Annotated in this window: 17 protein-coding genes; 9 read left to right on the top strand and 8 right to left on the bottom strand. The window is 61.6% G+C overall.

What is annotated here, in order from left to right; translation table 11 throughout:
* Positions 1-19: 19 nt before the first annotated feature.
* A complete protein-coding gene (locus tag CAF90_RS14760) occupies positions 20-976 on the bottom strand; it encodes a LysR family transcriptional regulator (RefSeq protein WP_085607152.1) in 957 nt (318 codons plus the stop codon).
* Between the two features lie 112 nt (positions 977-1,088).
* On the opposite strand from CAF90_RS14760, the gene CAF90_RS14755 reads away from it, so the two are divergent.
* Entirely contained in the window at positions 1,089-1,838 is a 750-nt protein-coding gene (locus CAF90_RS14755) for a sulfite exporter TauE/SafE family protein (RefSeq protein ID WP_085744971.1), read from the top strand.
* Here the strand turns inward: CAF90_RS14755 and CAF90_RS14750 are convergent.
* Positions 1,828-2,682: a LysR substrate-binding domain-containing protein gene (locus CAF90_RS14750; RefSeq protein WP_007955701.1), complete on the bottom strand. Its 855-nt coding sequence runs from the start codon at positions 2,680-2,682 to the stop codon at positions 1,828-1,830. The two genes, CAF90_RS14755 and CAF90_RS14750, sit on opposite strands and share 11 nt — an antisense overlap.
* Before the next feature lie 97 nt (positions 2,683-2,779).
* Between CAF90_RS14750 and CAF90_RS14745 the strand changes: the two genes are divergently transcribed.
* Both CAF90_RS14745 and CAF90_RS14740 read left to right on the top strand, forming a co-directional pair.
* A complete protein-coding gene (locus CAF90_RS14745) occupies positions 2,780-2,995 on the top strand; it encodes a DUF1127 domain-containing protein (RefSeq protein ID WP_085607148.1) in 216 nt (71 codons plus the stop codon).
* A gap of 64 nt (positions 2,996-3,059) precedes the next feature.
* Positions 3,060-4,286, top strand: a complete 1,227-nt coding sequence (locus tag CAF90_RS14740; protein WP_085607146.1) for a winged helix-turn-helix domain-containing protein — start codon at positions 3,060-3,062, stop codon at positions 4,284-4,286.
* A gap of 91 nt (positions 4,287-4,377) precedes the next feature.
* On the opposite strand, the gene CAF90_RS14735 is transcribed toward CAF90_RS14740, so the two are convergent.
* Entirely contained in the window at positions 4,378-5,724 is a 1,347-nt protein-coding gene (locus CAF90_RS14735) for a class II 3-deoxy-7-phosphoheptulonate synthase (RefSeq protein WP_064383296.1), read from the bottom strand.
* 150 nt (positions 5,725-5,874) lie between these two features.
* On the opposite strand from CAF90_RS14735, the gene CAF90_RS14730 reads away from it, so the two are divergent.
* On the top strand, positions 5,875-6,630 hold the full coding sequence (locus tag CAF90_RS14730; RefSeq protein WP_007955705.1) for a spermidine synthase: 756 nt from the start codon (positions 5,875-5,877) through the stop codon (positions 6,628-6,630).
* A 3-nt stretch (positions 6,631-6,633) separates the two neighbouring features.
* On the opposite strand, the gene CAF90_RS14725 is transcribed toward CAF90_RS14730, so the two are convergent.
* A complete protein-coding gene (locus tag CAF90_RS14725; protein ID WP_085607144.1) occupies positions 6,634-7,425 on the bottom strand; it encodes a crotonase/enoyl-CoA hydratase family protein in 792 nt (263 codons plus the stop codon).
* 421 nt (positions 7,426-7,846) lie between these two features.
* Here CAF90_RS14725 and CAF90_RS14715 point away from each other — a divergent pair, with 421 nt between their 5' ends.
* Entirely contained in the window at positions 7,847-9,520 is a 1,674-nt protein-coding gene (locus CAF90_RS14715; RefSeq protein ID WP_007955707.1) for a DEAD/DEAH box helicase, read from the top strand.
* 77 nt (positions 9,521-9,597) lie between these two features.
* Here CAF90_RS14715 and CAF90_RS14710 read toward each other — a convergent pair whose 3' ends face one another.
* A complete protein-coding gene (locus CAF90_RS14710) occupies positions 9,598-10,365 on the bottom strand; it encodes a class III extradiol ring-cleavage dioxygenase (protein WP_085607142.1) in 768 nt (255 codons plus the stop codon).
* Positions 10,366-10,467: 102 nt separating this feature from the next.
* Here CAF90_RS14710 and CAF90_RS14705 point away from each other — a divergent pair, with 102 nt between their 5' ends.
* Positions 10,468-11,121: a thiopurine S-methyltransferase gene (locus CAF90_RS14705; RefSeq protein WP_085607140.1), complete on the top strand. Its 654-nt coding sequence runs from the start codon at positions 10,468-10,470 to the stop codon at positions 11,119-11,121.
* 60 nt (positions 11,122-11,181) lie between these two features.
* On the opposite strand, the gene htpX is transcribed toward CAF90_RS14705, so the two are convergent.
* Positions 11,182-12,069 (bottom strand): protease HtpX, encoded by an 888-nt coding sequence (gene htpX, locus CAF90_RS14700; protein WP_007955710.1) that lies wholly within the window; start codon positions 12,067-12,069, stop codon positions 11,182-11,184.
* 303 nt (positions 12,070-12,372) lie between these two features.
* Positions 12,373-13,584, bottom strand: coding sequence for a pyridoxal phosphate-dependent aminotransferase (locus CAF90_RS14695; RefSeq protein ID WP_007955711.1), 1,212 nt, complete (start codon positions 13,582-13,584; stop codon positions 12,373-12,375).
* Positions 13,585-13,809: 225 nt separating this feature from the next.
* On the opposite strand from CAF90_RS14695, the gene msrB reads away from it, so the two are divergent.
* The 3 genes from msrB to CAF90_RS14680 all read left to right on the top strand — a co-directional run bounded on the left by msrB (position 13,810) and on the right by CAF90_RS14680 (position 15,251).
* A complete protein-coding gene (gene msrB, locus CAF90_RS14690) occupies positions 13,810-14,205 on the top strand; it encodes a peptide-methionine (R)-S-oxide reductase MsrB (RefSeq protein WP_064383288.1) in 396 nt (131 codons plus the stop codon).
* Positions 14,206-14,307: 102 nt separating this feature from the next.
* The gene (locus CAF90_RS14685) at positions 14,308-14,793 is read left to right on the top strand and encodes a glutathione peroxidase (protein WP_085607138.1); all 486 of its coding nucleotides are present in this window, start codon (positions 14,308-14,310) and stop codon (positions 14,791-14,793) included.
* The gene (locus CAF90_RS14680) at positions 14,790-15,251 is read left to right on the top strand and encodes a MarR family winged helix-turn-helix transcriptional regulator (RefSeq protein WP_085607136.1); all 462 of its coding nucleotides are present in this window, start codon (positions 14,790-14,792) and stop codon (positions 15,249-15,251) included. The genes CAF90_RS14685 and CAF90_RS14680 overlap by 4 nt, the downstream gene beginning before the upstream one ends.
* Here CAF90_RS14680 and CAF90_RS14675 read toward each other — a convergent pair.
* Positions 15,235-17,598, bottom strand: coding sequence for a response regulator (locus CAF90_RS14675; protein WP_371915869.1), 2,364 nt, complete (start codon positions 17,596-17,598; stop codon positions 15,235-15,237). The genes CAF90_RS14680 and CAF90_RS14675 overlap by 17 nt on opposite strands.
* Positions 17,599-17,666: the final 68 nt, after the last annotated feature.

The following is a 17,666-nucleotide window of genomic DNA, read 5'->3' as shown; positions in this document are numbered from 1 at the left end:
GTGCCCGGTGGCGAGTCGGTCAGTGCCGGCCCAGTTCCCGTTGCAGGGCCAGATCCCACGGCGGTACGGGGCTGAACCGGGTCTTGAGGTATTCCAGCAGCAGGCGGCTGCGGGAACTGGCCTGTTGCTCCAGTCGCAAAGCATAGATGCCGGTGCTTTCCGGTTTTGGAAGGCCGTTTTCACAGAACAGCGGCAGCAATTCGCCGCGTAACAAGTATTCGCTCGCCAGCCAGGTCGGCAGATGCGCGATCCCGAGTCCTGCGAGCGCACCGCAAACCAGCGCCTCAGCATTGTTCGCGCTCATGCGTACCCGCGCCGGGCGGTGCAATTGCATCTGCCCGTCCTGTTCGAAACGCCAGGCGAAGGGCGGGGCGAGGCCATCCCAATCCAGACCGTCATGTTCACTTAATTGCGCTGGCTCGCTCGGCACACCCCGGCGCTTGAGATAATCGGGGCTGGCGCAGGCGATGCGCACCATGCTCGCCAACGGTGTGGCCACCAACCGGGTGTCAGCCATTTGCCCGGCGCGCAACACCAGATCGACCTTGCCCAGGTTCGAACCGTCCATATCGACGAAGCTGTCGATCAGATGCAGTTGCACATCGAGGCCCGGATATAGCACCAGAAAATCGGCAATCACCGGCGCCAGATGCCGACGCCCGAACGCTGCCGGCGCATCGACCCGAATCAGACCTTCCGGCGCGCTGCTCAGGGACACCGCTTCAGCCCGTGCCAGTTGCAGTTCGGCAACGATCCGTCGCGCCCGTTCGGCAAACGCCAGGCCGGCCGGCGTGGCGCGCACCGCGTGAGTGCTGCGTATGAACAACTGGCTGCCGACCGCGCTTTCGAGACTGTCAATGCGCCGGGCAACGGCAGAGGGCGTCAGCGGATGCCGGCGCGAAGCCGCAGAAAAGCTGCCGCTCTCGAGTACATCGAGAAACAACCCCAGTTGGTCGGTCAATTGATTGGGATTCATAAATCAGCTCAGTGCCTATGCGGATTTGGCACAGCCATTGTGCGTTGCTGTGCGTTTCCGTGCCAGCGCCGACTGCGTAGGATGAGTCGCCTGACGTATGAGGAATTCTGCTGTGATCGAGTTTTTGCTGTACCTGTTGTTTGGCGCCGCCCTCGGCACGCTGGGTGGGATCTTCGGCATCGGTGGTGGCTTGATCGCCATTCCGCTGCTGGGCGTGTGGTTCGGGCTCGATCAGCAGATAGCCCAAGGCACGGCGCTGGTGATGGTGGTGCCGAACGTGATGCTGGCGCTGTGGCGTTATCATCAGCGCAACCGCATCGAACTCCGCCATGCGTTGCCGCTGGCAGTGATGGGATTCTGTTTCGCGTGGATCGGCTCGATCTGGGCCGTGGGCATCGACGCGCAAACCATGCGCATCGGGTTTGTCGCGTTCCTCGTGGCGTTGTCGGCCTACAACCTGGTGCGCATGTTTGGCGCGCGTCCGGCAGCGACTTCCGAGATGCGTTATTCGTGGCCGTGGCTGGGCGTGCTCGGCGCGGCGTCGGGCACCATGGGCGGCTTGTTCGGTGTCGGCGGGGCGGTGGTGGCGACGCCGGTGCTGACCAGTCTGTTCGGCACCACTCAGGTGGTCGCTCAGGGGCTGTCGCTGGCATTGGCGCTGCCGAGTACCGGCGTCACGCTGGTGACGTACGCGGTGCACCACGAAGTGGACTGGATGATCGGCCTGCCGCTGGCCATCGGCGGTCTGGCCAGCATCAGCTGGGGCGTGAAAGTGGCCCACGCGATGCCGGAAAAACTCCTGCGCGGGCTGTTCTGCGGGTTCCTGGTACTGTGCGCGGTGATGCTCGCCTTTAAAGTTTGAAGCCTTCGACGATGTGCTCGGCCAGGCATTCAGTGATCGGCGACGGATTGTTGAGATTGCGGATCAGCATGATGCTGGCCTCGGGCAACAGCGGCAGATCTTCGGCGGCGCCGAGAATCCGCAGGTCCGGGGTGATCAGGCTTTCCAGTTGTGCGGTGATCGCCAGACCCGCGCTCACCACCGCCATCAACGCCGACAGGCTGGTGCTGTTGTAGGCGATCCGGTATTCGCGGCCCATCGCGTCCAGCGCATTGCAGGCCCACAAGCGGCAGAAACAATCACTGTTGAACATCGCCAGCGGCAACGGCGTCTGCTCGTGGGCGCTGAAATTCTGCGCCTCGGCCCAGACGAAACGCTCTTTGCGCAGCAGTTGGCCGATTTCATTGCCCGGTTCGCGGGTGACGATCGACAGATCCAGATCCGTGCGCTGCAGCAACTGTTTGGTCGACTCGCAGTGCACTTCAATCTGGATCAGCGGATAGAACTGGGCGAAGCGCGACAGGATCCCCGGCAGGAACCGCATCACGTAATCGTCCGGCGTGCCGATCCGCACCGTGCCGACCATGTGCGGCTCGCGCAGGGTGTTGAACACTTCGCTGTGCAATTTCAGGATGCGCCGCGCATAGCCGAGTAACACCTGGCCCTCGGCGGTCAGGCGCACCTGACGCCCGTCGCGCTCGAACAACTGGCGCTGCAACACGTCCTCTTCCAGACGCTTCATCTGCATGCTCACCGCCGATTGGGTACGGTTGACCATTTCGCCGGCGCGGGTGAAACCGCCCTGATCGGCAATCGCGACAAAGGTGCGCAGGACATCGGTATCGATACTCGGGTAAGCCGACAATTGATGAATCTCCGTGATGCATGCCATCAGAAACATTCGTTGGATTGATCGTAGCCCCGGCGCGAGACTTGAGCCATCCCTAAAGGAGGGCAACACGATGAAAGGTCAAAAACTGTATGTGAGCGATGAAAGAGTGCCGGTCCATCTGATTTCCGATCTGCTGCACAAGTTTAGCCGCTGGTACGAACTTCACCGCGAACGCGAGTTGCTTGCCAGTCTGAGCGACGAAGCGTTGAAGGACATCGGGGTCAGCCGTGCCGATGTCGAGCACGAAGCGATTCGGCCGTTCTGGGACGATCCGATGCATAAATGATGAGGCCATCGCTACACAAACCCCTTTGTAGTGAGGTAGGTTGCGAGCAGACATGGAGGTACACATGCCCGCGACATTGTCCTTTTCCCTTAAACAGGCTCGACGTCTGGCACTGGCTGCCCAAGGGTTTCACGGGCGCCAGCCGCCGGCTGTCAAGGCGATGCACGTCAACCGGCTGATCGAACGTCTCGGCCTGTTGCAGATCGACTCCGTCAACGCCGTGGTGCGCTCGCACTACCTGCCGCTGTTCTCCCGTCTCGGTTCCTATTCTGCTGACTTGCTCGACCAGGCTGCCTGGAGTTCGGGGCGACGTCGTTCGCTGTTCGAATACTGGGGCCATGAGGCGTCGTTGCTGCCGCTGTCGATGTACCCGTTGATGGGCTGGCGCATGCAGCGGGCCAGGCGCGGTGAGGACATCTATCAGCAACTGGCGCGGTTCGGCCGGGAGCAACAGGACACCATTCGCCGGGTGCTGGCGTCGGTCGAAGAGCAGGGCGCATTGGGCGCTGGCAGCCTGTCGACCCGCGAGGAAAAGGCCGGGCCATGGTGGGACTGGAGCGCGGAAAAGCACGCACTGGAATGGCTGTTCGCCGCCGGCGAAGTCACCGTCGCCGGACGGCGTGGCTTCGAGCGTTTGTATGACTTGCCGGAACGGGTGATTCCGGTTTCCGTGCTGCAACAGCCATTGCCCGATGAAGCCGAGGCGCAGCGCGGTTTGCTGCTGCATGCAGCGCAGGCGCTGGGTGTCGGCACGGAAAAAGACCTGCGTGATTATTTCCGACTGAATCCTTCCGATGCCCGCCCGCGTCTGGCCGAACTGGTCGAGGACGGACAACTGCTGACCTGCGAAGTCGCCGGTTGGCGCCAGATCGCCTATTGCCTGCCCGAGCCGAAAATCCCGCGCAAGGTCGAGGCCAGTGCATTGCTATCGCCGTTCGACTCACTGATCTGGGAACGCAGCCGGACCGAGCGACTGTTCGATTTCCGCTATCGGCTGGAGATTTATACGCCGCAGGATAAACGCGTTTACGGCTATTACGTGCTGCCGTTCCTGCACAACGAACGGATTGCCGCGCGAGTTGACCTGCGCGCCGAACGGGCGGCGGGGCGACTGGCAGTGCATGCGGTGCACGAGGAAGAAACCGGACTGGATGACGCGGGGATGTTGGCGCTGGCGCTGAACCTGCGGCGCATGGCGGACTGGTTGGGGCTTGAGCAGGTGCAGCTCAATTGCCAGCGGGAAAGTGCAGGGAGGTTGCGGATGGCCCTGGCCCAGTTCGGCGTTGACTGAACTGGCCTCATCGCCAGCAGGCTGGCTCCCACATCGAATCTGTGCCGTACACGAGTGGGAGCTAGCCTGCTAGCGATAGGGGCGACGCGAATTAGCGCCGAACCTGTTTCAGGGTTTCAGCAATCAAGAACGCCAGTTCCAGCGACTGATCGGCATTCATCCGTGGGTCGCAGTGGGTGTGATAGCGATCCGACAAGCCATCTTCAGTGATCGGCCGCGCACCACCAATGCATTCGGTGACGTTCTGCCCGGTCATCTCGATGTGAATGCCGCCGGCGTAGCTGCCTTCCGCTTCGTGAACCTGGAAGAACTGCTTCACCTCGCCAAGGATCTGCGCGAAGTCGCGGGTCTTGTAGCCGCTGCTGGCCTTGATGGTGTTGCCGTGCATCGGGTCGGAGCTCCACAGCACCTGCTTGCCTTCACGCTGCACCGCGCGAATCAGCGCCGGCAGGTGATCGCCGACCTTGTTCGCGCCCATTCGCGCGATCAGGTTCAGACGGCCCGGATCGTTGTCCGGGTTGAGCACGTCGATCAGGCGGATCAGGTCGTCGGGGTTCATGCTCGGGCCGACTTTCACCCCGATCGGGTTGTTCACCCCGCGCAGGAATTCGACGTGGGCGCCGTCGAGCTGACGGGTGCGGTCGCCGATCCACAGCATGTGCGCCGAGCAATCGTAGTAATCGTTGGTCAGGCTGTCGCGGCGCACGAAGGCTTCTTCGTAGTTCAGCAGCAGCGCTTCGTGGGCCGTGAAGAAACTGGTCTCGCGCAGTTGCGGCGAGCTGTCCATGCCGCAGGCGCGCATGAAGGCCAGGGTTTCATCGATGCGGTCGGCGAGGTGGCTGTACTTTTCGGCCAGCGCCGAGTTGGCGATGAAGTCCAGGTTCCACTTGTGCACCTGATGCAGGTCGGCAAAGCCGCCCTGGGCGAAGGCGCGCAGCAGGTTGAGGGTGGCGGTGGACTGGTGATACGACTGCAGCAGACGCTCCGGATCCGGTACGCGGCTGGCCGAGTCGAAACCGATGCCGTTGACGATGTCGCCCCGGTAGGCCGGCAGGGTCACACCGTCGATGGTCTCGTCGTTGGCCGAGCGCGGCTTGGCGAACTGACCGGCCATACGCCCGACCTTGACCACCGGGCAGCCGGCGGCGAAGGTCATGACGATCGCCATTTGCAGCAACACTTTAAAGGTGTCGCGAATCTTTGCGGCAGAGAACTCGGCGAAGCTTTCCGCGCAGTCGCCGCCCTGCAGCAGGAACGCCCGGCCCTGGGTGACTTCGGCAAACTGACGACGCAGCTCGCGCGCTTCGCCGGCAAACACCAGCGGCGGATAGCTGGCCAGCGTCTGCTCGACCTGGCGCAGATGCGCAGCGTCGGGGTATTGGGGTTGTTGCTGGATCGGCAGGGCGCGCCAGCTGTCAGGGCTCCAGGGTTGGCTCATCACGGTCTCTAAGGTTCTACGCACGGACGGCCATGTTAGCAGCAATTAGTGCGTGACCTGCTCCCGCCGCTTCGCCGACAATCGCCGCTTTGCCACGGCACCACAGCGGTGCCATCGCGTCACCGCGCCCGGTGACCACCAGGAGACGAAATGACTGAGGAGCGCGTCGAGCTGTTGCTCGCCGAGGTACAGGATGAGTTCGGCGTGATTCGCGTGCTGGAAGTGGCCGACTACCGCTTTCTGGAGTTCGGCGATGCCATCGAGCAAAGCTGCGTGTTTACCGCCGACCCGAGCTGGCTGGAGTACGACTACACCCGGGCGATGCTGATCGGCGCGCTATGCCACGAGCAACCGGAGAGCGCACTGTTTCTCGGGCTGGGCGCGGGAACGCTGACCCAGGCCTGCCTCAAGTTCCTGCCGCTGGAAGACGTCGAAGCCATCGAGCTGCGCCCGGATGTACCGCGTCTGGCCATCGAATACCTCGGGCTGGATGACGATCCACGGCTATACATCCGCGTTGGCGATGCCCTCGAACTGCTGCCGACCGCTGAACCTGCGGATCTGATCTTCGTTGACCTGTACACCGATGTCGGCCCCGGTGCCGGGCACCTTGCGTGGAATTTCCTCGGTGACTGTCAGAAGCGTCTGAATCCTGGCGGCTGGCTGGTGATCAACCAATGGGCCACCGATGACGGTAAACCCTTGGGCGCGGCGCTGCTGCGTGGCCTCTATCACCGGCATTACTGGGAACTGCCGGTGAAGGAGGGCAACGTGATTCTGATCGTGCCGGCGGATCTCGATCAGGTGCTGGACATGCAGGCGCTGACCGCCCGGGCTGAAGCGCTGGCGCCGAAGCTCGGTTACTCGTTGCAGACGCTGATCAACTGCATCCGTCCAGCGACCTGATCTTCAAAGACCTTTGAAAACCCCCGGTCTGCGCTCCACCAGCGAGCGCACACCTTCCTTGGCGTCTTCAGTGGCCAGCAACTTCTTCACCAGCGGCGGCAAGCTTTGCGCCGCTGCGGTCTCGCCTTCATAGCGCGCCTGACGCGCCGACATCAGTGTCGCCTGCACGCCCAGCGGCGCCTGTCGGGCAATCCGTTCGGCCAGTTCGATGGCACGCGGCAGCAGATCCTCGCTGGCCATGACTTCCTGCACCAGGCCCAGGCGTAGCGCATCATGGGCATCGAACTCGTCACCGGTCAGGAGCCAGCGCATCGCGTTGCCCCAACCGGCGATCTGATGAAACCGCAATGTCGCACCGCCGAACGGAAAGATCCCGCGCTGTACTTCCATCTGCGCAAATCGAGTGTTGCTCGCGCACAGGTTGATGTCGGCAGCGAGCATCAATTCGATTCCGATGGTCAGGCAATAACCCTGCGCCGCCACGATCACCGGTTTGCTGACCCGTGGCCCGACGAACACGCCCCAGGGATCGCAACCACCGGGGGGAACCTGCCAGCCCTGGGCGAGGGCAGAACTGGCATTGACCAGATCGAGCCCGGCGGTGAAATGCTCGCCATGCCCGAACACCACCGCTACCCGCGCGTCACTGTCGGCCTCGAATTCGCCGTAGGCCAGGGCCAGGTCGTTGAGCAGGTCGAGGTCGAAGGCATTGCGCTTGGCGGCGCGGTCCAGGCCGATCAAATGCACGTGACCGTGGCGCGCACGGCTCACGCGGCCGGGGCAGGGCTGATTCATGGGTGTTTCCTCGCGGGGAAGAAAGGGTGCAGCGACCAGATGCCGCACGTCGGTGAATCGTTTAAGCGCCATCGCCCGCAGGGCCGGGGTCTTTGAAAAATAGACCTTTGCCCGATTATCCGCAAAACCCCGTTACACAGCGGTGACAACTGTATTTCGCCGATAAAAAAAGCTCCCTTTTTGGGCAAATTCCGGTATAGTGCGCGCCGGCCTTTAACCGGGCCGCGTTTAGGTAGCGCAATTCCCCGAAGTCAGCTTCGGCTGCACGTCCGCACTGCGGGCTCTTCCTTGACGATTCTTTTTCATTCATTCGTTTTCGCAAATCCCCGCCGACAAAGCTGCCAGGGCGACTCTTGAGTCTCAACACGGCATGTGCAGCTTTGGAGCATGGGTCTTTGCGGATGCACTTAGAGGCAGACCCATGACCCAGGAAATCGGCGGCTTCGCCGCTCTTGAACTTCATCCCAATATTGTCGCTGCAGTAGTCGCTACCGGCTATGAAGAGCCTTCGGCCATTCAGCAGCAGTCGATCCCGATCATCCTCGCCGGTCACGATATGATTGGTCAGGCGCAAACCGGTACCGGTAAAACCGCTGCCTTTGCCCTGCCTATCCTGCACCGCATTGATCCGTCCAAGCGCGAGCCGCAAGCTCTGATCCTGGCCCCAACTCGTGAGTTGGCGCTGCAAGTTGCAACCGCTTTCGAAACCTACGCCAAGCAAATGCCGGGCGTGACTGTTGTGGCTGTCTACGGCGGCGCGCCGATGGGCCCACAATTGAAAGCAATCCGTAATGGCGCACAGATCGTTGTCGCCACTCCGGGCCGTCTGTGCGACCACCTGCGTCGCGACGAAAAAGTGCTGCAGACCGTGAACCACCTGGTTCTCGACGAAGCAGACGAAATGCTCAAACTGGGCTTCATGGACGACCTCGAAGTCATCTTCAAGGCCATGCCGGAAACCCGTCAGACCGTATTGTTCTCGGCGACCCTGCCGCAATCGATCCGTGCCATCGCCGAGCGTCACCTGCGCGATCCAAAGCACGTGAAGATCCAGAGCAAGACCCAGACCGTTACCGCGATCGAACAGGCTCACCTGTTGGTTCACGCTGACCAGAAGACTTCTGCCGTTCTCAGCTTGCTGGAAGTGGAAGATTTCGACGCTCTGATCATGTTCGTGCGCACCAAGCAAGCGACCCTGGATCTGGCCAGCGCCCTCGACGCCAAAGGCTACAAAGCCGCAGCGTTGAACGGCGACATCGCCCAGAACCAGCGTGAGCGCGTCATCGACTCGCTGAAAGATGGCCGTCTGGACATCGTTGTAGCGACCGACGTAGCCGCCCGTGGTCTGGACGTTCCGCGCATCACCCACGTGTTCAACGTGGACATGCCGTACGATCCGGAATCCTACGTGCACCGTATCGGCCGTACCGGCCGTGCCGGTCGCGAAGGCCGCGCGCTGCTGCTGGTGACTCCGCGTGAGCGCCGCATGCTGCAAGTGATCGAGCGTGTGACCGGTCAGAAAGTTGCCGAAGTGCGTCTGCCGGACGCCCAGGCCGTTCTCGATGCCCGCATCAAGAAACTGACCAACAGCCTGTCGCCACTGGTGGCTGACGCCGAATCGACTCACGGTGATCTGCTGGATCGCCTGACCGCCGACATCGGTTGCACCCCGCGTGCCCTGGCTGCCGCACTGCTGCGCAAGGCCACCAATGGTCAGGCGCTGAACCTGGCAGCGATCGAGAAGGAACGTCCACTGGTGCCGAACAGCGCTCCACGTGGCGACCGTCCTGAGCGTTCCGGTGATCGTCCGGACCGTGGTGACCGCGAGCGTCGTGCTCCGATGCCATTGGGCGAAGGCCGTGCCCGTTGCCGTACCGCGCTGGGCGCGCGTGACGGTATCGCGGCGAAAAACCTGCTGGGCGCCATCCTCAACGAAGGTGGTCTGGCACGTGAAGCCATCGGTCGCATCCAGGTGCGTGACAGCTTCAGCCTCGTCGAGCTGCCGGAAGATGGTCTGGACAAACTCCTGACCAAGCTGAAGGACACTCGCGTTGCCGGCAAGCAGCTGAAACTGCGTCGCTACCGCGAAGATTGATCCGCCTCTGGGCTGATTGATCGAACATAAAAAATCCCCGACTGGTTCGGGGATTTTTTTTGCCTGCGATTTAGGCATCAGCCGAAGCGATAGATGTCCATGCCCAGCGCGCCCATAGTGAAACCTTGATGCGCAATGCTGAATTCACCGCCAGCGCCGCGGGCGAAGTACAGCGGCAACAGGTGCTCGTCACTCGGATGGCTGCGTACGGCGTTCGGTGCCTGCTGGCGGTAATCGTGCAGGGCGGCTCCGTCGTTGGCGGCGAGCTTGTCGACTATCCAGTCGCGGAAATCCCGGGCCCACGGCTCGACGCTTTCCGGGCCGGCGTGCCAGTCCAGTTCCCGCAGGTTGTGGGTGATGCTGCCGGAGCCGATCAACAGAATGCCCTGTTCGCGCAGACTGGCCAGCGCTTGACCGACGCGGTTCTGCAACGCCGGGCCGCCACGGCTGGGCAGGGAAACCTGGACCACCGGGATGTCGGCTTGCGGGTACATCAGCGAGAGCGGAACCCACACGCCGTGATCGAACGGTCGTTGTGGATCGAGACGTGCGGGCAGGTCGTTGGCGGTCAGCAGGTCGGCAACCTCGCGGGCCAGTTGCGGATTGCCCGGTGCCGGGTACTGAACTTCAAACAGCGCACGGGGGAAGCCACCGAAGTCATGCCAGGTTTCCGGTTGCGCATGGCTGCTGACCAGCAGCTCATGGCTTTCCCAATGGGCGGAAACGATGACGATGGCTTTCGGGCGTGGCAGTTCGGCCGCCAGCCGCGCCAGGGCCGGGCCGCTGGCGCCGGGCTCCAGCGCCAGCATGGGCGAGCCGTGAGAGATAAACAGGCTGGGAAACATGGAAGGGTTCCTGAGCGTTAAGATGGCTCATCTTCAGTCAGTTCATTGATCTAATTCCAATATAAGTTTTAACGCCTTTTGATCGAATTCTTAGGAGGATGCATGCAGCCGGAGTTTTGGCACAAGAAGTGGGAATCGAACCAGATCGGCTTTCACCAGCCTGAGGTGAACCCGTATTTGCAGCGGCACTGGCCCGATCTGGCCATCCCGGCGCAAGCGCGTGTGCTGGTGCCGTTGTGCGGTAAAAGTCTGGATCTGCTGTGGCTTGCCGGCCTTGGTCATCAGGTGCTCGGCGTCGAGCTGTCGGAAAAGGCCGTGGAAGACTTCTTTCTTGAGCAGCAATTGCAGGCGCAGGTGAGCGAGCAGGGCGACTTCAAGGTTTATCGCGCTGGCGCGATCGAGTTGTGGTGCGGGGATTTCTTTTCGCTGACGGCGGCTGATGTGGCCGGTTGCACCGCGCTGTATGACCGGGCGGCAGTGATTGCCTTGCCGCCAGCGATGCGCGAGCGTTATGCGGCGCACTTGCAGGGACTTTTGCCGATATGCCGAGGGCTGTTGGTGACGCTGAATTATGACCAGTCGCAGATGCCCGGGCCGCCATTTTCCGTAGACGATGCCGAAGTGCAGCGTTTGCTGGGCAGTACCTGGCGCGTCGAGATGCTGGAAGAGCAGGATGTACTCGGTGACAGCTGGAAGTTCGTGCAGGCCGGCGTTACGCGGCTGGAGGAACGGGTTTACCGGATTTCCGGACAGTAATCGACAGGCAAAAAAAAGGCCCGCATCACTGCGGGCCTTTTGGTTGGTGCGCCGGTTTGATCAACCGCGACGACGCAGGGCGTCGATACGCTCTTCCAGCGGCGGGTGGCTCATGAACATGCGGGCGAACCCTTGTTTGATGCCACCGTTGATGCCGAAGGCGTTCAGGGTGTCAGGCATGTGCACCGGCAGGCCCTGTTCGGCGCGCAGACGTTGCAATGCGTTGATCATCGCGCCCGTACCGGCCAGGCGTGCACCGGCATCGTCAGCACGGAACTCACGTTTACGCGAGAACCACATCACGATCGCGCTGGCCAGAATACCCAGCACCAGCTCGGCGAAGATGGTCGCGATGTAGTAGGCCATGCCCTGGCCTTCTTCGTTCTTGAAGATCACCTTGTCGACGAAGTTGCCGATGATTCGTGCAAAGAACATCACGAAGGTGTTCACCACGCCCTGGATCAGCGCCAGGGTGACCATGTCGCCGTTGGCCACGTGACCGATCTCGTGGGCCAGCACGGCCCGCACTTCATCTTCCTTGAAACGTTCGAGCAAGCCCTGGCTGACCGCGACCAGTGCGTCGTTCTTGTTCCAGCCGGTAGCGAAGGCGTTGGCTTCGTAGGCCGGGAAAATCCCGACTTCAGGCATCTTGATCCCGGCTTCCCGGGACAGTTGCTCGACGGTTTGCAGCAGCCATTGTTCGTGGCGGGTGCGTGGCTGGGTGATGATCTGGGTGCTGGTGCTCATCTTCGCCATCCACTTGGAGATGAACAGCGAGAACAGGGAGCCGGCGAAACCAAAGACTGCACAGAAGACCAGCAGCTGACTGAGGTTGAGATCAACCCCGTTGGCCGCCATGAACCCGTTGAAGCCGAAAAGGCTCAGGGTGATGCTGGCTATCAGCACGACCGCCAGGTTAGTGGCCAAAAACAGCAGGATGCGCATCATGGTTGTAGAAATCTCCTCAAGCTAAAGATGTAGCGTACTGCGGGGTATATAAGGTGCGGCACCTGGCGATTCAACCGAGTGACTATTTCAAACTGTGTCCTACACCGGATTCGTCGGGCATGGGACATTTCCCACCGCCGGATCCGCTATGGATGACAGGCACGCGGCACCCGGTCTCATTGCGTCAGGCACGCATGATTCGTATGAGTCGAAAGTGTAGAAGGTGCTGGAGGAGGGGCGGAGCAGAAGTGTTGCTGAATCAGACAGTGCGCAACGTTCGGGCCGTTGCGCACTGAGCGCCGGTTACTGGCGGTAGGACTTGAGGAAGTTGCCGATGCGACCGATGGCCATGTCCAGGTCATCGACCCGCGGCAGGGTGACCACGCGGAAGTGGTCAGGCCACGGCCAGTTGAACGCCGTGCCTTGCACCACCAGCAGCTTCTCGGAGAGCAGCAGGTCGAGCACGAACTTCTCGTCGTTGTGGATCGGGCAGACTTTCGGGTCGATCTTCGGGAACGCGTACAGCGCGCCCATCGGCTTCACGCAGCTCACGCCGGGAATGTCGTTGAGCAATTCCCAGGTACGGTTGCGTTGTTCCAGTAGGCGACCTTGCGGCAGCACCAGATCATTGATGCTCTGATAGCCACCCAGAGCGGTCTGAATCGCATGCTGGCTCGGCACGTTTGCGCACAGGCGCATGTTGGCCAGCATGTCGATGCCTTCGATGTAGCTGTGGGCGTTGTGTTTCGGCCCGGAAATGGCGATCCAGCCGGAACGGAAACCGGCCACGCGATACGATTTGGACAGACCGTTGAAGGTCAGGCACAGCAGATCCGGGGCCAGCGAAGCGGTGCAGATGTGCACGGCGTCGTCGTAGAGGATCTTGTCGTAGATCTCGTCGGAGAACACCACCAGGTTGTGCTGACGGGCCAGTTCCAGCATGCCGAGCAGCACTTCCTTCGAATACACCGCGCCGGTCGGGTTGTTCGGGTTGATGATCACCATCGCCTTGGTGTTCGGGGTGATCTTGGCCTTGATGTCGGCCAGGTCCGGGAACCAGTCGGCGCCCTCATCGCACAGGTAATGCACCGCGTTACCGCCGGCCAGGCTCACGGCAGCGGTCCACAGCGGGTAGTCCGGCGCCGGCACCAGCACTTCGTCGCCGTTGTTGAGCAGTGCCTGCAGCGACATCACGATCAGCTCGGACACGCCGTTGCCCAGGTAGATGTCTTCGATGCCGACACCTTCGACCTGCTTTTGCTGGTAGTACTGCATCACCGCCTTGCGCGCGCTGAACAGGCCTTTGGAATCGCTGTAGCCCTGGGCGGTCGGCAGGTTGCGGATCACATCCTGGAGAATTTCGTCCGGCGCTTCGAAACCAAAGGGCGCCGGGTTGCCGATGTTCAGCTTGAGGATGCGATGGCCCTCCTCTTCCAGGCGTTTGGCGTGCTTGAGCACCGGGCCGCGAATGTCGTAGCAGACGTTGGCGAGCTTGTTCGATTTGCTGAACTGCATGGCGATGTGATCCCGAAAATGAACGATCCAGGCGGCGGGTGGACAACCGTGCTGGGAATCCTGCGTCTTCACACAGGCAAGTGTCTCGAGCGGCGGTTTCCAACAATCCGTTTGAATGCGCAGGAACCCGCTGCCAGACTGGCGTGTGACGAGGCGCAATCATACGTGCCGCCCGATCCGTGGAAAAGGTACAGATCGGGCTTTTTCAGCCGCTGAGGTGTGATGATGGAAAAGATTGAAAAGACCCTGGAAGAATGGCGGGCGATGCTCGACCCCGAGCAATACAACGTGTGCCGTCTCAGTGCTACCGAGCGACCGTTCTCCGGTAAATACAACGCCACCAAGACTGACGGTGTCTATCACTGCGTCTGCTGCAACGAGCCATTGTTTGATTCCAAGACCAAATTCGATTCCGGTTGCGGCTGGCCAAGCTTCTACGCGCCGATCGGCGAGAGCGCCATGACCGAAATCCGTGACACCAGCCACGGCATGATCCGCACCGAAGTGAAATGCGCCAAGTGCGATGCGCACCTGGGCCACGTATTCCCTGACGGTCCGCCGCCGACCGGCCTGCGTTACTGCATCAACTCGGTGTGCCTGGACCTGGTGCCGCGCGAGTAACCGATACGGGCGATCCATGGGTCGCCTTTCGAATAATTAAATTGCACACAATTCAATTGCTCGCTATTTTTGCCGTCTACCCATTTTTCAAGAGTGCGCACCATGAGCGATAACCTGCTGAACATTCCGTGCACCACCATCAAAGGCGAGCAGAAGACCCTCGCCGATTTCGCCGGCAAGGCAGTGCTGGTGGTCAACACCGCCAGCAAATGCGGTTTCACGCCGCAGTACAAAGGCCTTGAGGAACTGTGGCAGACCTACAAGGATCAGGGCCTGGTGGTGCTGGGCTTCCCGTGCAATCAGTTCGGCAAGCAGGAGCCGGGCAACGAGGGCGCCATCAGCGAGTTCTGCGAGCTGAACTACGGTGTCAGCTTCCCGCTGTTCAAGAAGATCGAAGTCAATGGTAACGGCGCGCATCCACTGTTCGTGCAGTTGAAGAAACGCGCGCCAGGCGTGCTGGGCTCTCAGGGCATCAAGTGGAATTTCACCAAGTTCCTGATCGGCAAGGACGGCCAGTTGGTCAAGCGCTTCGCCCCGGCCACCAAGCCGCAGGATCTGAGCCGCGAGATCGAAGCCCTGCTCAAATGAACAGCCTGTCCGCCGATTCGCTGAAGCTCGACAGTCAGCTGTGCTTCAAGTTGTATGCCGCATCGCGGGCGGTGATCCGTGCCTACAAACCGATGCTCGATCAGCTTGGCCTGACCTACCCGCAATACCTGGCGATGCTGGTGTTGTGGGAATGGCAGCAAACCGCGCCGGAGCAACCGACGGTCAAGGCGCTGGGTGAGCGTCTGGCACTGGATTCCGGCACGCTGACGCCGTTGCTCAAGCGTCTGGAGCAACTGCAACTGGTCCAGCGTCAGCGCTCGGCCCGTGACGAGCGTGAGGTTCATCTGAGCCTAACGCCGCAAGGGCAGACGCTGCGTGAACAGGTCGGGCCGTTGAAGGCGCGGCTGTTGTGCGACAGCGGGGTGGATCTGGACCGGCTCAATGACTTGCGCGACGGTCTCGATCACCTGCTGGGGCAGATCAAAGCACTGTCGTAGTCGGAATCCACTGGTCCAGCAGCGCCGCCAGCTCTTCACGGCGGAACGGCTTGGCCAGGTAGTCGCTCATGCCCGCCGCCCGGCAACGTTCGCGTTCCTCGGACATGGCGTTGGCGGTCAGGGCGACGATCGGCAGATGCGGCCAGCGTCCGCTTTGGCGGATCTGGCGGCTGGCTTCGTAGCCGTCCATCACCGGCATATTGCAGTCCATCAGCACCAGATCGAATTCGTCGTGTTCCAGCTGATCCAGCGCTTCCACGCCATGGGCGGCGACTACAACGTCGCAGCCGAGTTTGCCCAGCATGCCCTTGGCCACCAACTGGTTGACCGGGTTGTCCTCCACCAACAGCACCCGACCGCGCCGCTGCGACGGCACGTTTTCGAGGCGTGCGCGGTCGATGGTGGTGAGGTCCGGCAACAGTGTCCGGCGCAGATTCTGATACAGCGCGTTGCGAGCCAGCGGTCGGGCCTGCTGCTGCAACGGGGCGAGGGCGGTGGCTTCTTCACCCGGCATGAAGCTGCCATAAGCGGTCACCAGCAGAATCGGTGCCGTCATCGCCGGGCGCAGGCCGAAAAGGCATTCCGGGCAGTCGGTGATGATGACGTCGGGGGACAGGCCGAGCAGTGGGTCGTCGAGGGTTCGTTGTTCGTAGGTCAGCCCCCAGACCGGCAGCAGACTTTCCAGCAGCTCCGCCAGCCCGCTGACCGCGTTGGTGATCGCCAGCACCTTGCCGTGCAACGGTGGCGGAATCACCGCGCGGGTGTGGCAGGGCAGTGGCAGTTCGGCGCAGAACTGACTGCCGAAACCCACTTCGGAGCTGATGGTCAGGCGCCCCTGCATCGCTTCGCAAAGGTTGTAGGTCAATGCCAGCCCGAGCCCGGTGCCGCCGTATTGGCGGGTGATGCCGGCACCCGCCTGGGTGAACGGCTGGAATATCTTCACCTGCGCTTCCTGGGCGATACCGATGCCGGTGTCGCAGACTTCGATCCGGACGCCGTCCTTCCAGGTGGACAAGCGCACATCGACCCGACCGAAACGGGTGAATTTCAGCGCATTGGACAGAAGGTTGCTGACGATCTGCCTGACCCGGGTCGGATCGCCGAGTACCAGCGCCGGGAAGTACGGATCGATCAGGCAAGTCAGTTCAACGCTCGGCGCTGCGTTCTGCGACAGCAGGTTGGCGGTGTCTTCGATCAGCGAGCCGAGATCGAACGGAATGTGTTCGAGTTCCAGTTGCCCGGCATCGAATTTCGACAGGTCGAGAATATCGTTGAGCAGCTCTACCAGCACTTTGCCCGAGTCGTGGGCGATCGACAGTTGTTGCTGCTGTTCGGCGTTGAGCGGGCCGTCGAGCGACAGGGCGATCATCCCGAGCAGGCCGTTGAGCGGGGTGCGGATCTCGTGGCTCATGTTGGCGAGAAAGGCCGAACGCGCTTCGGCCATGTCCAGTGCCGTGCTGCGGGCCACTTCGAGTTCCTGGTTGGACTGGCTGAGCCGCGCGTTGATCGCCTTGAGCTCGGCGGTACGCGCGGACACGATGTCTTCGAGTTGCGCGAGGTAGTCGGTGAGGCGGTTTTCCGCATTGCGCCGCTGCTGGATTTCCGTGGCGATGTTTTCGAACTGCTGGTTGGCAACTTTGACCAGCACGCCGATCTCGTCGTTGGCGTGCCCCCCCGGACATTCCAGGGTGGTCGGCTCGGCGCTGCGCGGGTCGCGGCCGCTGAGTTCGCGAATCACCCGCACCAGCGGTTTGGTCAGCATCACGTAGAACAGCGCGAGCAGGATCCCGGTGAGAATCAGGCTGCGGGCAAACCCGTTGAGCAGCGTGACCTCGGCCCGGCGCAGGAAGCGGCTGCCGAACGCGTAGGTGTCGACTTCCAGGCGCAGGGTGCCGAGGGATTCGTTGGGCAAGTGATCGAGGTAGAGGCGGTCTTCGAACTGGCGTTTGGCGCCGAACAGGAAGTCGCTGATCATCCGGTAGCCGCTTTGCAGCTCCGGGCGTTTGACGTTGGCCAGCACCGTCTGATTGTTGTCGGTCAGTTGTGCGGAAATGATCGCCGGCGAGCGCAGCAGGCCCAGGGTCAGTTCCTGCGCCAGTTCGGCATCGATGTTGTAGGCGATGCGCGAGGCCGGGTTATGGCTGATTTCCAGCAAAGACAGGATTTCACGGTTGATGGACGCGTCTTCACTGGCATAATCGATGCCGATTTGCAGCAGGCTGAGCAGCGTGCCCAGAATGAACCCGACCAGCACGGTAAGCCGGGCCTGTTTGTACGACAGCCGGTGGGTGAATTTGATATCCATGGGGTGTTGAACCACTTCCGTTTCCCTTCGCTGCTCAAGCATAGTCGATCATGCACGGATTCCGGGGTTCCCGAAGCGCCTTGTAACAAGGCCCGGGACAGGTTTCGGAC

The sequence above is a fragment of the Pseudomonas sp. B37(2017) genome (assembly GCF_002112885.1).
GTDB classification, from domain to species: domain Bacteria; phylum Pseudomonadota; class Gammaproteobacteria; order Pseudomonadales; family Pseudomonadaceae; genus Aquipseudomonas; species Aquipseudomonas paraglycinae.
This window is presented reverse-complemented; position numbering and strand designations above follow the sequence as displayed.

What these genes read in the sequence shown, in the direction of transcription:
- CAF90_RS14760 (WP_085607152.1), bottom strand. Translation starts at nt 976, where the DNA reads ATGAATCCCAATCAATTGACCGACCAACTGGGGTTGTTTCTCGATGTA.
- CAF90_RS14745 (WP_085607148.1), top strand. Translation starts at nt 2,780, where the DNA reads ATGAAAGGTCAAAAACTGTATGTGAGCGATGAAAGAGTGCCGGTCCAT.
- CAF90_RS14740 (WP_085607146.1), top strand. Translation starts at nt 3,060, where the DNA reads ATGCCCGCGACATTGTCCTTTTCCCTTAAACAGGCTCGACGTCTGGCA.
- CAF90_RS14735 (WP_064383296.1), bottom strand. Translation starts at nt 5,724, where the DNA reads ATGAGCCAACCCTGGAGCCCTGACAGCTGGCGCGCCCTGCCGATCCAG.
- CAF90_RS14730 (WP_007955705.1), top strand. Translation starts at nt 5,875, where the DNA reads ATGACTGAGGAGCGCGTCGAGCTGTTGCTCGCCGAGGTACAGGATGAG.
- CAF90_RS14725 (WP_085607144.1), bottom strand. Translation starts at nt 7,425, where the DNA reads ATGAATCAGCCCTGCCCCGGCCGCGTGAGCCGTGCGCGCCACGGTCAC.
- CAF90_RS14715 (WP_007955707.1), top strand. Translation starts at nt 7,847, where the DNA reads ATGACCCAGGAAATCGGCGGCTTCGCCGCTCTTGAACTTCATCCCAAT.
- CAF90_RS14710 (WP_085607142.1), bottom strand. Translation starts at nt 10,365, where the DNA reads ATGTTTCCCAGCCTGTTTATCTCTCACGGCTCGCCCATGCTGGCGCTG.
- CAF90_RS14705 (WP_085607140.1), top strand. Translation starts at nt 10,468, where the DNA reads ATGCAGCCGGAGTTTTGGCACAAGAAGTGGGAATCGAACCAGATCGGC.
- htpX (WP_007955710.1), bottom strand. Translation starts at nt 12,069, where the DNA reads ATGATGCGCATCCTGCTGTTTTTGGCCACTAACCTGGCGGTCGTGCTG.
- CAF90_RS14695 (WP_007955711.1), bottom strand. Translation starts at nt 13,584, where the DNA reads ATGCAGTTCAGCAAATCGAACAAGCTCGCCAACGTCTGCTACGACATT.
- msrB (WP_064383288.1), top strand. Translation starts at nt 13,810, where the DNA reads ATGGAAAAGATTGAAAAGACCCTGGAAGAATGGCGGGCGATGCTCGAC.
- CAF90_RS14685 (WP_085607138.1), top strand. Translation starts at nt 14,308, where the DNA reads ATGAGCGATAACCTGCTGAACATTCCGTGCACCACCATCAAAGGCGAG.
- CAF90_RS14680 (WP_085607136.1), top strand. Translation starts at nt 14,790, where the DNA reads ATGAACAGCCTGTCCGCCGATTCGCTGAAGCTCGACAGTCAGCTGTGC.
- CAF90_RS14675 (WP_371915869.1), bottom strand. Translation starts at nt 17,598, where the DNA reads ATGCTTGAGCAGCGAAGGGAAACGGAAGTGGTTCAACACCCCATGGAT.